This window comes from Streptomyces sp. NPDC000348, from assembly GCF_042898795.1.
Taxonomy (GTDB): domain Bacteria; phylum Actinomycetota; class Actinomycetes; order Streptomycetales; family Streptomycetaceae; genus Streptomyces.
In genome coordinates this window covers 344,457-357,781 of sequence record NZ_JBIAZD010000005.1, presented here as the reverse complement: position 1 = coordinate 357,781, position 13,325 = coordinate 344,457, and the positions used below count along the sequence as shown (strand labels likewise).

Annotated in this window: 13 protein-coding genes; 8 read left to right on the top strand and 5 right to left on the bottom strand. The window is 71.6% G+C overall.

Going from position 1 to position 13,325, the window contains the following annotated elements; all coding sequences use genetic code 11:
• Nucleotides 1-3: 3 nt before the first annotated feature.
• Entirely contained in the window at nt 4-855 is an 852-nt protein-coding gene (locus ACFY3N_RS13430) for an ABC transporter substrate-binding protein (protein ID WP_390816783.1), read from the bottom strand.
• A gap of 181 nt (nt 856-1,036) precedes the next feature.
• Between ACFY3N_RS13430 and ACFY3N_RS13425 the strand changes: the two genes are divergently transcribed.
• The 5 genes from ACFY3N_RS13425 (at nt 1,037) to thpD (ending at nt 5,770) form a co-directional block, all read left to right on the top strand.
• Nucleotides 1,037-2,137, top strand: coding sequence for a pyridoxal-phosphate-dependent aminotransferase family protein (locus ACFY3N_RS13425; RefSeq protein WP_390816782.1), 1,101 nt, complete (start codon nt 1,037-1,039; stop codon nt 2,135-2,137).
• Between the two features lie 448 nt (nt 2,138-2,585).
• Nucleotides 2,586-3,092 carry a diaminobutyrate acetyltransferase gene (ectA, locus tag ACFY3N_RS13420; protein ID WP_390816781.1) on the top strand — a complete coding sequence of 169 codons (507 nt, stop codon included), beginning with the start codon at nt 2,586-2,588 and terminating at the stop codon, nt 3,090-3,092.
• A gap of 69 nt (nt 3,093-3,161) precedes the next feature.
• Nucleotides 3,162-4,433: a diaminobutyrate--2-oxoglutarate transaminase gene (ectB, locus tag ACFY3N_RS13415; RefSeq protein ID WP_390816780.1), complete on the top strand. Its 1,272-nt coding sequence runs from the start codon at nt 3,162-3,164 to the stop codon at nt 4,431-4,433.
• Between the two features lie 35 nt (nt 4,434-4,468).
• Nucleotides 4,469-4,867: an ectoine synthase gene (locus ACFY3N_RS13410; protein ID WP_390816779.1), complete on the top strand. Its 399-nt coding sequence runs from the start codon at nt 4,469-4,471 to the stop codon at nt 4,865-4,867.
• Between the two features lie 6 nt (nt 4,868-4,873).
• Complete coding sequence (gene thpD, locus ACFY3N_RS13405) at nt 4,874-5,770, top strand: ectoine hydroxylase (protein ID WP_390816778.1); 897 nt, start codon at nt 4,874-4,876, stop codon at nt 5,768-5,770.
• Nucleotides 5,771-6,097: 327 nt separating this feature from the next.
• Here the strand turns inward: thpD and ACFY3N_RS13400 are convergent, their stop codons facing one another.
• The 4 genes from ACFY3N_RS13400 to ACFY3N_RS13385 all read right to left on the bottom strand — a co-directional run bounded on the left by ACFY3N_RS13400 (nt 6,098) and on the right by ACFY3N_RS13385 (nt 10,355).
• Nucleotides 6,098-7,150 carry an aminotransferase class V-fold PLP-dependent enzyme gene (locus tag ACFY3N_RS13400; RefSeq protein WP_390816777.1) on the bottom strand — a complete coding sequence of 351 codons (1,053 nt, stop codon included), beginning with the start codon at nt 7,148-7,150 and terminating at the stop codon, nt 6,098-6,100.
• Nucleotides 7,151-7,246: 96 nt separating this feature from the next.
• The gene (locus tag ACFY3N_RS13395; protein ID WP_390816776.1) at nt 7,247-7,957 is read right to left on the bottom strand and encodes a DsbA family oxidoreductase; all 711 of its coding nucleotides are present in this window, start codon (nt 7,955-7,957) and stop codon (nt 7,247-7,249) included.
• 82 nt (nt 7,958-8,039) lie between these two features.
• A complete protein-coding gene (locus ACFY3N_RS13390) occupies nt 8,040-8,648 on the bottom strand; it encodes a DUF1349 domain-containing protein (protein WP_390816775.1) in 609 nt (202 codons plus the stop codon).
• 177 nt (nt 8,649-8,825) lie between these two features.
• Nucleotides 8,826-10,355 (bottom strand): aldehyde dehydrogenase (NADP(+)), encoded by a 1,530-nt coding sequence (locus ACFY3N_RS13385; RefSeq protein ID WP_390816774.1) that lies wholly within the window; start codon nt 10,353-10,355, stop codon nt 8,826-8,828.
• 142 nt (nt 10,356-10,497) lie between these two features.
• Between ACFY3N_RS13385 and ACFY3N_RS13380 the strand changes: the two genes are divergently transcribed.
• From ACFY3N_RS13380 to ACFY3N_RS13370, 3 genes are read left to right on the top strand one after another with little or no spacing between them, the layout of a single operon-like run.
• A complete protein-coding gene (locus ACFY3N_RS13380) occupies nt 10,498-11,271 on the top strand; it encodes an IclR family transcriptional regulator (RefSeq protein ID WP_390816773.1) in 774 nt (257 codons plus the stop codon).
• Between the two features lie 3 nt (nt 11,272-11,274).
• Nucleotides 11,275-11,787 (top strand): GNAT family N-acetyltransferase, encoded by a 513-nt coding sequence (locus ACFY3N_RS13375; RefSeq protein WP_390816772.1) that lies wholly within the window; start codon nt 11,275-11,277, stop codon nt 11,785-11,787.
• Between the two features lie 55 nt (nt 11,788-11,842).
• Nucleotides 11,843-13,300 (top strand): peptidoglycan D,D-transpeptidase FtsI family protein, encoded by a 1,458-nt coding sequence (locus ACFY3N_RS13370; protein WP_390816771.1) that lies wholly within the window; start codon nt 11,843-11,845, stop codon nt 13,298-13,300.
• Nucleotides 13,301-13,325 lie beyond the last annotated feature (25 nt).

Sequence of the window (13,325 nt, the reverse complement as noted above, 5' to 3'; positions counted from 1 at the left end):
GGTTCAGGACGCGGCCGGCGAGGCGGCGGACTCGTCGTACGGGCCGATCCACTGCTCGTACAGCTTCTTGTACGTGCCGTCGGCCTTGGCGTCCGCGAGCGCCTTGTCGACGGCCTCGCGCAGCCCGGTGTTGCCCTTCTTCACCGTGAAGCCGTACTCCTCCCCGGTGTCGATCTGCTCGGCGACCTCGAAGGCGTCGGCGTTGGCCTTGTCCTTCAGCCAGCCCTGGACGACCGGGTAGTCGATGACGACGGCCTTCACCTGGCCGGTGCGCAGGCCGTTGAGGACGGCGTCGGAGGACTCGAAGGAGACCGGGTCGAAGCCCTGGCCCTTGACGTAGTCCTCGCCGGTGGTCTGCGCCTGCGCGCCCAGCTTCACGTTCCCGGACTTCACGTCGGCGAGGGAGGTGACGCCGCTGCCCTTGTCGACGAGGACGGCCTGGGTGGCGTTGAAGTAGGGGTCGGAGAAGTCGACGTTCTTCTTCCGCTCCTCGGTGATGGTCATGCCGGCCGCGGCCAGGTCGCACTCGCCGGAGTTGAGGAAGGCGCCGGTCTTGAAGTTCTCGAAGGGCGTGTCGAGGATCTCCTGCTTCACGCCCAGGTCGTCGGCGACCAGGTCGATCAGCGCGACGTCGAAGCCCTGCACCTTGCCGTCGATCTCCGACTGGAAGGGCGGGTACGGGAGGTGGGTGCAGGTGGTGAGCTGCCCCGCCTTGACGAGCTCGACACCGCCGGCGGCGGTCTTGGAGCCGCCGCCCCCGTCGTCGCTGGAGGTGCAGGCGGTCAGGAGGACCAGCCCGGCCGTCGCGGTGGTGGCGGCCAGCACACGGGTCCGGCGGCCGAGGAGCGTCTTCACGGGAGCCTCCTGTCAGGGAACTGTGAGTTCCGATTATAAGGAGAGGTTTGAGCCCCTCAAAACAAAACGATGGTCACGGAGCCGTCCGGCCTGAGAACCCTCCGGTCGAGCGGCGCCCCGGGGGACGGTTACCCTCGACTGCGTCGTACCCGCGCAGTCGCGAAGCAAAGAGAGCACCGCCGTGACCCACCTCCTCCTCGATCTGCCCCCGCTGAGCGCCGCGCACTTCGCGTCGATCGAGGACCGGGTGGCACGGCTGCTGAGCACCCGGCAGGACGTCGTGATCATGCAGGGCGAGGCGCTGCTGCCGCTGGAGGGCGCGATCCGCGCGACGGCCGGCCCCGGCACGACCGCGCTGAACGTCATCACCGGCCCCTACGGGCAGACCTTCGGCGACTGGCTGCGGGACTGCGGCGCCACCGTGATCGATCTGGCGGTGCCGTTCCACACGGCGGTGACGGCCGAGCAGATCCGGACCGCGTTCGCCGAGCACCCGGAGATCGACTTCGTGTCCCTGGTGCACGCGGAGGCGGCGACCGGGAACACCAACCCGGTCGCGGAGATCGGCGAGGTGGTGCGGGCGCACGGGGCGCTGTTCTACCTGGACGCGGTCGCCTCGATCGGGGCGGAGCCGGTGCTGCCGGACGCGTGGGGCGTGGACCTGTGCGTGATCGGGGCGCAGAAGGCGATGGGCGGTCCGGCCGGGGTGTCGGCGGTGTCGGTGAGCGAGCGCGCGTGGGCGCGGATGGCGGCGAACCCGAGGGCGCCGCGCCGCTCCTACCTCTCCCTGCTGGACTGGAAGGAGCGCTGGATCGACGGCGGCCGCAAGGCGCTGCTGCACGCTCCGGCGCAGCTGGAGATGCTGGCGCTCGAGGCGTGCGTGGAGCGGATCGAGGCGGCGGGGCCGGCCGCGGTGATGGCGCGGCACGCGTCGGCCGCGGCGGCGACACGGGCGGGTGCGGTCGCACTGGGCGGGGGCCTCGAGCCGTACGTCCATGACGCGCGTGAGGCGGCGCCGGTCGCCACGACGCTGCGGGCGCCGGCCGGGACGGTGGCCTCGGACCTGGTGGCCCGTGCCCTGGCGGTCGATCCGGCGGTCCCGCTGGCCGCGGGGGGTGGCGCGCTGGCCAAGGAGATGATCCGGGTCAACCACTACGGGCCCGAGGCGACGGCGGGTGCGGTGCGGGCGTGTCTGACGGCCCTGGGGGCCGCTCTGGCGGACGCGGGCCTGACGGTGGATCTGCCGGCGGCGCTGAGCGCGGCCGAGGGGGCCTGGCACTGATCCCGGGCCGAGGCCCTCGGCCCCTCGCCCCGCCAGGGGGAATTCCAGGGGGTCCCGCCCCTTGGCCCCGGCTCCCGGACGGGTCGGCACGAGCCGTGAATTCCAGGGATTCCCGGAATCATTCACGCGCATTCCCCCGAGGCATTCCTTCCCTTATTCTTCGAATATCAGACGGGCAGCTTCCCGTCTTCTTCTGCCCGGTTTCCCCGACCCTAAACGCCACGATTTCGTGAGCATTCGATGAGCATTCCGGGGGTCGCCGCAAGGGTTGCGCGGTTGTGATCCATTCCACATCACGCCCGTTTTGCGGTGTATGCACCAGGAGAAATGGTGCATCTCGCCGAGATCTCGCGCGGACCCACCCGCACGCGCGATAACACAGATCACGTCGGCGCGTAACCCCGACGGGCGATGCAATTTTGAATTTACCTGGGTAAGTTCAATTCGCATGACTGCCGCACAAGCAGACCTGCAAATCGACCGCCCCACCGTGGCGGACGGAGCCGTGCTGTGGCGGATAGCCAGGGACTCGAAGGTCCTCGACCTGAACTCGTCGTACAGCTATCTGCTGTGGTGCCGCGACTTCGCCGCCACCTCGGCCGTCGCCCGCGACGAGCGCGGAGAGCCGATCGGCTTCGTCAGCGGATACCTGCGGCCGGACAGCCCGCGCACCCTGCTCGTCTGGCAGGTCGCGGTCGACGCGTCGTACCGCGGCCGCGGCCTCGCCGCCGCCCTGCTCGACGGACTGGCCGCCCGGACCGCCGAGGAGCACGGGGTGGACACCGTGGAGACCACCATCACGCCGGGCAACACCGCGTCCGAGCGCCTGTTCACCGCGTTCGCGGAGCGTCACGGCGCCCTGCTGGAGCGCGAGGTGCTGTTCGACGCCGACCACTTCCCCGACGGACCGCACGACCCCGAGGTCCTGTACCGCATCGGGCCGCTCGCGCACTGACCGGCCGGCCGCCCGCCCCTGATCCTCCGACTCCCTCCGACCTCCCACGCCACCGAGGAGCGATTCGTCGTGACCATCACCCAGCCCGACCTCAGCGTCTTCGAGACCCTCGAATCCGAGGTGCGCAGCTACTGCCGCGGCTGGCCCACCGTCTTCGACCGTGCGCACGGCAGCCGCATGTACGACGAGGACGGCCACGAGTACCTCGACTTCTTCGCCGGAGCCGGCTCCCTCAACTACGGGCACAACAACCCCGTGCTGAAACGGGCGCTGATCGACTACCTGGAACGGGACGGCGTCACGCACGGCCTCGATATGTCGACGACGGCCAAGCGCGCGTTCCTGGAGTCCTTCCAGAACTACGTCCTGCGCCCCCGCGACCTGCCGTACAAGGTCATGTTCCCGGGCCCGACGGGCACCAACGCCGTGGAGTCCGCGCTGAAGCTGGCGCGAAAGGTGAAGGGGCGCGAGGCGATCGTGTCGTTCACCAACGCCTTCCACGGCATGTCGCTGGGCTCGCTCGCCGTGACCGGCAACGCCTTCAAGCGGGCCGGCGCCGGCATCCCGCTGGTGCACGGCACGCCGATGCCGTTCGACAACTACTTCGACGGCACGGTCCCGGACTTCCTGTGGTTCGAGCGGCTCCTGGAGGACCAGGGCTCCGGCCTCAACAAGCCCGCCGCCGTGATCGTCGAGACCGTGCAGGGCGAGGGCGGCATCAACGTCGCCCGGCCCGAGTGGCTGCGCGCCCTGGCCGATCTGTGCGAACGCCAGGACATGCTGCTGATCGTCGACGACATCCAGATGGGCTGCGGCCGTACCGGCGCCTTCTTCTCCTTCGAGGAGGCCGGCGTCACGCCCGACATCGTCACCGTCTCCAAGTCGATCAGCGGCTACGGGCTGCCGATGGCGCTGACCCTGTTCAAGCCCGGACTGGACGTCTGGGAGCCGGGCGAGCACAACGGCACCTTCCGCGGCAACAACCCCGCCTTCGTCACGGCCACCGCGGCCCTGGAGGCGTACTGGGCCGACGGCTCCGCGATGGAGAAGCAGACCCGTGCGCGCGGCGAGCAGGTCGAGCAGGCGCTGATCGCGCTCACCGAGGAGAACCTCGCCGACGTCAAGGAGTACCGCGGCCGCGGCCTGGTCTGGGGCGTGGAGTTCCACGACAAGGAGCGCGCGGGACGGATCGCCCGGCGCGCCTTCGAACTCGGGCTGCTGATCGAGACGTCCGGCCCCGAGAGCGAGGTCGTCAAGCTGCTCCCGGCCCTGACCATCACCCCGGACGAGCTGGACGAGGGTCTCACCGTCCTCGCCCGCGCCGTCCGCGAGACCGCCTGACCCACGCACCCGAGCCGAGGAGGCATCGCACCACCGTGATCGTCCGTTCGTTCAAGGAGATCGAAGGCACCGACCGGCACGTGAAATCGGCGTCCGGCACCTGGGAGAGCAAGCGCATCGTCCTCGCCAAGGAGAAGGTCGGCTTCTCCGTCCACGAGACGATCCTGTACGCGGGTACGGAGACGTCGATGTGGTACGCGAACCACATCGAGGCCGTCGTCTGCACCAAGGGCGACGCCGAGCTCACCGACCACGAGACCGGGAAGACGTACCACATCACGCCCGGGACCATGTACCTCCTGGACGGCCACGAGCGGCACACGCTCAAGGTCAAGGAGGACTTCCACTGCATCTGCGTCTTCAACCCGCCCGTGACCGGACGGGAGGACCACGACGAGAACGGCGTCTACCCGCTGCTCACCGAGGAGGTGTAAGTCACCGTGACCACGACCACGAACGTCACCGACCTCTACCCCACCCGCGGCACCACCGAGGTGGCGACCCCCCGGCAGGACCCGGTCGTCTGGGGCTCCCCGGACACGCCCGGCCCCGTCTCGCCCGCCGACCTGGAGGCCCTGGACCGCGACGGCTTCCTCGCCGTCGACCAGCTCATCGGGCCGGACGAGGTCGGCGTCTACCGGCGCGAGCTGGAGCGGCTCGTCACCGACCCGGCGATCCGCGCGGACGAGCGCTCGATCGTCGAGCCTCAGTCCAAGGAGATCCGGTCCGTCTTCGAGGTGCACAGGATCAGCGAGGTGTTCGCGAACCTGGTGCGCGACGAGCGGGTGGTCGGGCGGGCCCGGCAGATCCTCGGCTCGGACGTCTACGTCCACCAGTCGCGGATCAACGTCAAGCCGGGCTTCGGCGCCAGCGGCTTCTACTGGCACTCGGACTTCGAGACCTGGCACGCCGAGGACGGCCTGCCGAACATGCGCACCATCTCGGTCTCGATCGCGCTCACCGAGAACTACGACACCAACGGCGGTCTCATGATCATGCCGGGGTCGCACAAGACGTTCCTCGGGTGCGCGGGGGCCACGCCGAAGGACAACTACAAGAAGTCCCTGCAGATGCAGGACGCGGGGACGCCGTCCGACGAGGCGCTGACGAGGATGGCGTCGGAGTACGGCATCAGGCTGTTCACCGGCAAGGCCGGCTCGGCGACCTGGTTCGACTGCAACGCCATGCACGGTTCGGGCGACAACATCACGCCGTTCCCGCGCAGCAACGTGTTCATCGTGTTCAACAGCGTGGAGAACACGGCGGTCGAGCCGTTCGCGGCACCGATCCGGCGGCCCGAGTTCATCGGGGCGCGGGACTTCACGCCCGTCCGGTGAGCCGGACCCGGCCGGGGGTCCGGGGGTCGCCCCCGGATGACACGGCATCGGGGCGCGGGACTTCACGCCCGTCCGGTGAGCCGGACCCGGCCGGGGGTCCGGGGGTCACCCCCGGATGACACGGCATCGGGGCGCGGGACTTCACCCCCGTCCGGTGAGCCGGACCCGGCCGGGGGTCCGGGGGTCGCCCCCGGGTGACACGGCATCGGGGCGCGGGACTTCACGCCGGTGAAGCAGGCGCCGGGACGGTGCGGCGGGCGCACCACGGAACTGCGGGCCGGGCCTCCTGGTTGTGGGACGGGGAGGCACCGGCCCGCCGCCGTGCGGTCAGCCGGACAGCGCGTCCAGCAGCCGGTCCACGTCGGCGGCCGTGTTGTAGAGGTGGAAGGACGCCCGCAGGTTGCCCGCGCGGTCCGACACCTGGATGCCCGCCTCGGCCAGCTCCGGCTGGCGGTGGCCGAGCCCGGGCACGGACACGATCGGCGAACCGGGCGAGGGCACGGGCGTGTGGCCCAGGGTGGCGAGCCCCGCGCGGAAGCGGTCGGCGAGGGCCAGGTCGTGGGCGCGGACGGCGTCCACGCCGAGTTCCTCGACGAGTTCGAGGGAGGCCCGCAGCCCCGCGTAGTCGAACAGGGCGGGGCTGGAGTCGAACCGCCGGGCGGAGCGGGCGAGTTCGGCGACGGGACCGTAGCAGCTGTCCCAGGGGTCCTCCCCCGCGACCCAGCCCGCCTGCACCGGCGTCAGGTCGCCGAGGTCCTCGGGGACGACGAGGAAGGCCGCGCCGTGCGGGCCGAGCAGCCACTTGAAGGTGATGGAGACGCTGTAGTCGTACGCGCCGGCCGCCATCGGGAGCCAGCCGGCCGCCTGGGAGAAGTCGACGTAGGTGCGAGCCCCGTGGCCGCGGGCCGCCTCCCGCAGCGCGGGCAGATCGGCGATCCGGCCGTCGGCGGACTGCACGGCGCTGACCGCGACCAGCGCGGTGCCGGGCCGGACGGAGTCGGCGAGCCGCTCCAGCGGCACGGCCCGCACCTTGAGGTCGCCGCGCGTGTGGAAGGGGTTGAGCACGGAGCTGAAGTCGCCCTCCGTGGTGAGGACTTCGGCGCCCGGCGGCAGCGAGGCCGCGATCAGCGAGGTGTGCAGGGCGACCGTGGCCCCGGCCGCCACCCGCTCGACGGGGACGCCGGCCAGCCGGGCGTACGCGGCACGGCAGGCCTCGACGTCGGCGAACAGCGGATCCAGCGCACGGCCCTGTGCGCGCAGCCGTGCGGCGTCCTGGAGCGCGGTCACGGTGCGGGCGGGCAGGAGGGCGTTGCTCGCGGTGTTCAGGTAGGTGTTCTCCGGGGCGAACTCGGCACGGACGAGGTTCTCGAAGGTCTCCATGGGACCACTCTGCGGTCCCGGGACCTCCCCGTCCATTGCCGAGCTCTGCCCGGCATCCCTAAGGAAGACTTATGCGTACGCGCCGACCTGCGCGTTCTACCGCTGCGGCACCGCGCATCCGTCGGGGCCGCATGCCTCCGCGTCGCCGTCGACCACCGTCAGCGGCGGGCGCTCGCCCCAGGCCTGCGTCAGCGCCTGGGTGAACACCTCGGCGGGCTGGGCGCCGGAGACGCCGTACGTGCGGTCCAGCACGAAGAACGGCACACCGTTCGCGCCGAGCTGCGCGGCCTCGCGCTCGTCGGCGCGGACCTCGTCGGCGTACGCCCGCGGATCGGCGAGGACCTCGCGCACGGCACCGGCGTCGAGGCCGGCGGCGACGGCGAGCTCGACGAGCCGTTCGTCGTCGTTGAAGACGGACCGCTCCTCGGCGAAGTTCGCCTTGTACAGCAGGTCGAGCAGCTCCTCCTGGCGGCCCTGCTCACGGGCGAAGTGCAGCAGCCGGTGCATGTCGAAGGTGCTGCCGTGGTCGCGGCCCCGGGTGCGGTAGGGCAGGCCCTCGGCGGCGGCCTGGGCGCCCAGGTTGTCCTCACCGGCCTCGGCCTGCGCCTCGCTCATGCCGTACTTCCCGGTGAGCATCGAGATCACCGGCTGGATGTCGTCCTTGGCCCGGCCCGGGTCCAGCTCGAAGGAGCGGTGCACGACCTCGACCTGCTCCCGGTGCGGGAAGGCGGCCAGCGCCTTCTCGAAGCGGGCTTTTCCGACATAGCACCAGGGGCAGGCGATATCGGACCAGATTTCGACGCGCATCGTGATCGGCACTCCAGGTCGTACGGGTACGGAGACTCCCTCCGGCGACTACGTGAACATTCAACGAGTCGCTTCCATTCCCTCAGCCGCCGTCCCGCAGATCGCCCGGCCAGTGGGGCCGGTACTCGATGTGGTCGTACGTCACCGCACACCCCTCTCCCGTCGGCGACTGGGTCATGAAGCCGACCAGGGCGGCCCCGGTCTCCTTCTCCCCGCCGAGGGTGAAGAGGCGGACGAAAGTCCAGCGCTCGCCGTCCCGGGAGGCGTGGAAGGCGAAGGCGCGCCCGGTGCGGCTCACCCGGAGCCAGACGGAACCGCCTTCGACGGTGAAGGAGTTGACGTCGTCGGAGTGGCCCCGGGTGACCACCGTGCAGACGGTGGGCACGTCCGGCGAGTACTCCAGGCAGAGCTTGGCCCACGCCCGCTCGCCCACGTGGACGTAGAGGACGCCGGCGTCGAAGGAGGCGGCGAAGCCGACCGTGACCCGGGCGATCAGCTGGAAGTCGCCCTCGGGCGCGCCCAGCAGGCGCGGCGCGTCGGAGGCGGGGTCCAGGGCCTCGTCGGTGGGCGGCACGAAACGGTCCTGCCGGGGTCCGGCCCATCCGGTGAGGACGCCGTCCTCGTGGGACCAGTGGCCGTCGGGGCCGTAGGTGCGCAGGGGGAAGGGCAGTTCGGGGATCTCGAGGTCCATGGCGGGATTCTTCCAGGCGGGGCGCGGCGGAGGTGGCCGGGGCGGGTCTCCCCCGCAAGCGGGAGGACCCCGGCGCAAACGCCGGGGTCCTCCTGGCAAAAAACACAGGTGACGACAGGGTCCAGGCGGCGCTCCCGGCCCGCGTCGCGGGCCTGGAGCCGAGCGCGGGGTGAGCCCTCAGCGCTCCAGCCGGCCGTTGAACCTCCTGGGCAGCCCCAGCGGGTTGTCGTCCTTGAGCTCCGCGGGCAGCAGGGCCTCGGGCGTCCCCTGGTAGACGACCGGCCGCAGCCACCGCTCGATGGCGGTGCCGCCCACCGACGTGGACGTCGACGTGGTCGCCGGGTACGGGCCGCCGTGGTGCTGGGCCGGGGCGACCGCGACGCCCGTCGGCCAGCCGTTGACCAGGACCCGCCCGGCCAGCGGGGTCAGTTCCTGCACCAGCTCCGCGCCGCGGCCCTCCCCCGCCGCCTCCTCGGCGGACAGCTGCACGGTCGCCGTGAGGTTGCCCGGCAGCCGCGACAGCACCTCCCGCACCTCGGCGTCGTCCTCGTAGCGGGCCACGACGGTGACCGGCCCGAAGCACTCCTCGAGCAGCAGGTCGTGCTCGCCCTCCTGGGCCAGCCGGCCCGCCGGGACCGTGAGGAAGCCCGCGCTGACCGTGTGCTCGCCGCCCGCGCCCGGCGTCACCGGGGACTCCACGTCGGGCAGCTGGGCGCGCTCGGCGACCCCGGCGACGAAGTTGTCGCGCATGCGGTGGTCGAGCAGGACGCCGGCGTCGGTGTCGCTGACGGCGTCGGTCAGCGACTTGACCAGCGCGTCGCCGGCCGCGCCGGCCGGCGCGAGGACGAGGCCCGGCTTCACGCAGAACTGGCCGACGCCCAGCGTCATCGAACCGGCGAGCCCGGCGCCGATCGCCTCGCCGCGCTCGGCGGCGGCGGCCTCGGTGACCACGACCGGGTTCAGGGAGCCCAGCTCGCCGTGGAAGGGGATCGGGACGGGCCGGGCGGCGGCCGCGTCGAAGAGGGCACGGCCCCCGCGGACGGACCCGGTGAAACCGGCCGCCGCGACCAGCGGGTGCTTGATCAGCTCGATGCCCGCCTCGAAGCCGTGCACCAGGCCGAGCACGCCCTCGGGGATGTCGTGGCGGGCCGCGGCCCGGCGCAGCACCTTGGCGACCAGCTCGGACAGTCCGGGGTGGTCGGGGTGGGCCTTGACGACGACCGGGCAGCCGGCCGCGAGGGCGCTCGCGGTGTCGCCGCCGGCCACGGAGAAGGCGAAGGGGAAGTTGGAGGCCGAGTAGACGGCGACGACGCCCAGCGGGATCTTGTAGCGGCGCAGGTCCGGGACGGGCGGGGTCGCGGTGTCGTCGGGGTGGTTGATGACGACGTCGAGGAAGGCGCCCTCCTCGACGATGCCGGCGAAGGCCCGCAGCTGGTAGCAGGTGCGGGCGAGTTCTCCGGTGAGCCGGACCGGGCCGAGCGCGGTCTCCGCGTCGGCGGCCTCCACGAGCCGGTCCTTGGCCGCCTCCAGCTCGTCGGCGGCCGTGCGCAGGAAGGCCGCCCGGACGGTGCGGTCCGTCAGCGCGCCGCGCGCGTCGTGCGCGGCGCGGACGGCGGCGTCGACCTCCTGGGCTGTGGCCTCCACCGCAACCTGTTCACGCTGCTTCCCGGTTCGGGGGTCGACACTCCAGACTGGTGCTGCTGCCACCGCGGGTCCCTCCACTTGATTGCCGCATGCAATGCCGCAGTATGTACGCCACTCAACAGGGGTGTTCGATATACTGAACACTGTCTCTGTGGGTGAATGTACTTCGGAGACTATTTCCCGGCGAACGAAGGGGTCAAGGGCGATGTCGGCTGGCGAGACGGGCGGCGGGGCACAGGTCAAGTCCGCGGTACGGACCGTTGAACTGCTCGAATACTTCGCCGGGCGCCCCGGTATGCACTCCCTGGCGGCGGTCCAGGAGGCCGTCGGGTACCCCAAGTCGAGCCTCTACATGCTGCTGCGCACCCTCGTGGACCTCGGCTGGGTGGAGACGGACGCGACGGGCACGCGGTACGGCATCGGCGTGCGGGCGCTGCTGGTGGGGACGTCGTACATCGACGGCGACGAGGTCGTCGCGGCGGCCCGCCCCACGCTGGACCGGCTCTCCGACGACACCACGGAGACCATCCACCTCGCCCGGCTCGACGGCACCAACGTGGTCTATCTCGCCACCCGCCAGTCGCAGCACTACCTGCGCCCGTTCACCCGGGTGGGCCGCCGGCTGCCCGCGCACTCGACGTCGCTGGGCAAGGCGCTGCTGAGCACGTACCCGGACGAGCAGGTGCGCAAGATGCTCCCGGAGACGCTGCCCGCGCTGACCGAGAACACCATCACGGACCGGGAGAAGCTCATCGAGGAGCTGCACCTGGTGCGGGAGCAGGGCTTCGCCGTGGACCGCGAGGAGAACACGCTGGGGCTGCGCTGCTTCGGTGTGGCGATCCCGTACCGCGCCCCCGCGCGGGACGCGATCAGCTGCTCGGTCCCGGTGGCGCGGCTCACGCCCGCGCACGAGCAGATGGTCAAGGACGCCCTGTTCGACGCGCGCGACCGGCTGACCCTGGCCACCCGGAGGCTCTGACCCGTGGACATCGCCCTGCGGCCGGTGCACGACAGCGACCTGCCGGTCTTCCACCGCCAGCTCAACGATCCGGAGGCGCTGCGCATGGCGGCCTTCACCCCCGTGGACCCGGCCGACCGGGACGCCTTCGACGCCCGCTGGGCCCGCATCCGCACCTCGCCGGACATCGTGGCGCGCACGGTGCTCGGCGACGGCGACGTGGTGGGCCACGTGTCGGTGTACGGGGAGCCGGGCGAGCGCGAGGTGACGTACTGGATCGACCGCGCCCACTGGGGCAGGGGCGTGGCCACCGCCGCGCTGCGCGGCCTGCTGGCGGTGGTGACCGAGCGCCCGCTGTACGCGCGCACGGCCGCGGACAACGCGGGCTCGCTGCGGGTGCTGGAGCGGTGCGGCTTCGAGGTCTCCGCGCGGACCACGGGGTACGCGCCCGCGCGGGGTGCGGAGATCGACGAGGTCGTGCTCACGCTGGAGGGCCGACCGCCGGGGCGGCACGGCCGCTCGATGAGCATCCGATGAGAAACCGGGGCGGAAGGGAACGGTCCGACGCCTCCCGTTCGTCTGTCCGATCGGAATGAACAGGACGATCAGGCGTGCCTCCGTCTTCACCCTGCTCCTGGTGTTCACCCTGCTGATCAGGGCCACCTGGGTGCAGTTCTACGAGGGCCAGGCACTCGCGGACGACAGCGACAACCGGCGCAACGCGATCGAGACGTACGCGGAGCCGCTCGGGAACATCATCGTGGCCGGCGAGCCGATCACCGGCTCGGCGCGGACGGAGGGAGGCGACCTCGCGTACAAACGCACGTACGAGAACGGTCCGCTGTACGCGGCGGTGACGGGCTACGCCTCGCAGGCCTACGCGCCGACGCAGCTGGAGGGCATCTACCAGGACCTGCTCAACGGCACGGACCCCCGCCTGAAGACGGTGACGGACACCGTCACCGACCGGCGCGCCGACCCGGGCAACGTGGTGACGACCGTCGACCCGGCGGTGCAGGAGGCGGCGTACGAGGCCCTCGGCGACAAGAAGGGCGCGGTGGTCGCGATCGACCCGGGAACGGGCCGGATCCTCGCGGCGGTGTCGACCCCGTCGTACGACCCCGCGTCGCTGACCGACGCCAACACCGCGGGCGGGGCCTGGAAGGAGCTCAACGCGGACCCGGACAAACCGCTCACCAACCGGGCGCTGCGCCGGCCGCTGCCGCCGGGCTCGACCTTCAAGCTGGTCGTGGCGGCGGCCGCGCTGGAGGACGGGCTGTACGGGTCGGTGGACGAGAGGACCGACAGCCCCGACCCGTACCGGCTGCCCGGCACCCTCACGGACCTGGGCAACGAGAACCCGGACGCGCCCTGTGAGAACGCCTCGATCCGCGTAGGGCTCCAGTACTCCTGCAACAACGTCTTCGCGAAGATGGCCGTCGCCCTGGGCCAGGACAAGGTGCGGGCGATGGCCGAGAAGTTCGGCTTCAACGACGGGACGCAGGACGTGCCGGTGCGCGCCTACACCAGCGTGTACCCCTCGGACATGGAGCCGTCGCAGACCGCGCAGACCGGGATCGGCCAGTTCGACGTGACCGCGACCCCGCTGCAGATGGCGATGGTGTCGGCGGCGGTGGCCAACGGCGGCGAGCTGGTGTCGCCGCACATGGTCAGCCGGATCACCGACGGCGACGGCGACGTGCTGAAGGACTACGACGGCGAGGCCGCGACCGAACGGATCGTCAGCTCCTCGACCGCCGAGCAGCTCCGGTCGGCGATGCAGACGGTCGTCGAGGAGGGCACGGGGTCGAACGCGCGGATCTCCGGCGCCACCGTGGGCGGCAAGACCGGCACCGCGCAGCACGGCGAGAACAACAGCAAGACGCCGTACGCCTGGTTCACCTCGTACGCCACGTCGGACTCCTCGGACCGGGAGGTCGCCGTGGCGGTCGTGGTGGAGCAGTCCGACGCGGCCCGCTCGGAGGTCAGCGGCAACGGTCTGGCGGCCCCGGTCGCCAAGGCGGCGATGGAAGCGGCACTGCGGGACTGAACCTCCCGGCGACGGGCCGCCCCCT

What these genes read in the sequence shown, in the direction of transcription:
- ACFY3N_RS13370 (WP_390816771.1), top strand. Translation starts at nt 11,843, where the DNA reads ATGAACAGGACGATCAGGCGTGCCTCCGTCTTCACCCTGCTCCTGGTG.
- ACFY3N_RS13395 (WP_390816776.1), bottom strand. Translation starts at nt 7,957, where the DNA reads ATGCGCGTCGAAATCTGGTCCGATATCGCCTGCCCCTGGTGCTATGTC.
- ACFY3N_RS13400 (WP_390816777.1), bottom strand. Translation starts at nt 7,150, where the DNA reads ATGGAGACCTTCGAGAACCTCGTCCGTGCCGAGTTCGCCCCGGAGAAC.
- ectA (WP_390816781.1), top strand. Translation starts at nt 2,586, where the DNA reads ATGACTGCCGCACAAGCAGACCTGCAAATCGACCGCCCCACCGTGGCG.
- ACFY3N_RS13390 (WP_390816775.1), bottom strand. Translation starts at nt 8,648, where the DNA reads ATGGACCTCGAGATCCCCGAACTGCCCTTCCCCCTGCGCACCTACGGC.
- ACFY3N_RS13380 (WP_390816773.1), top strand. Translation starts at nt 10,498, where the DNA reads ATGTCGGCTGGCGAGACGGGCGGCGGGGCACAGGTCAAGTCCGCGGTA.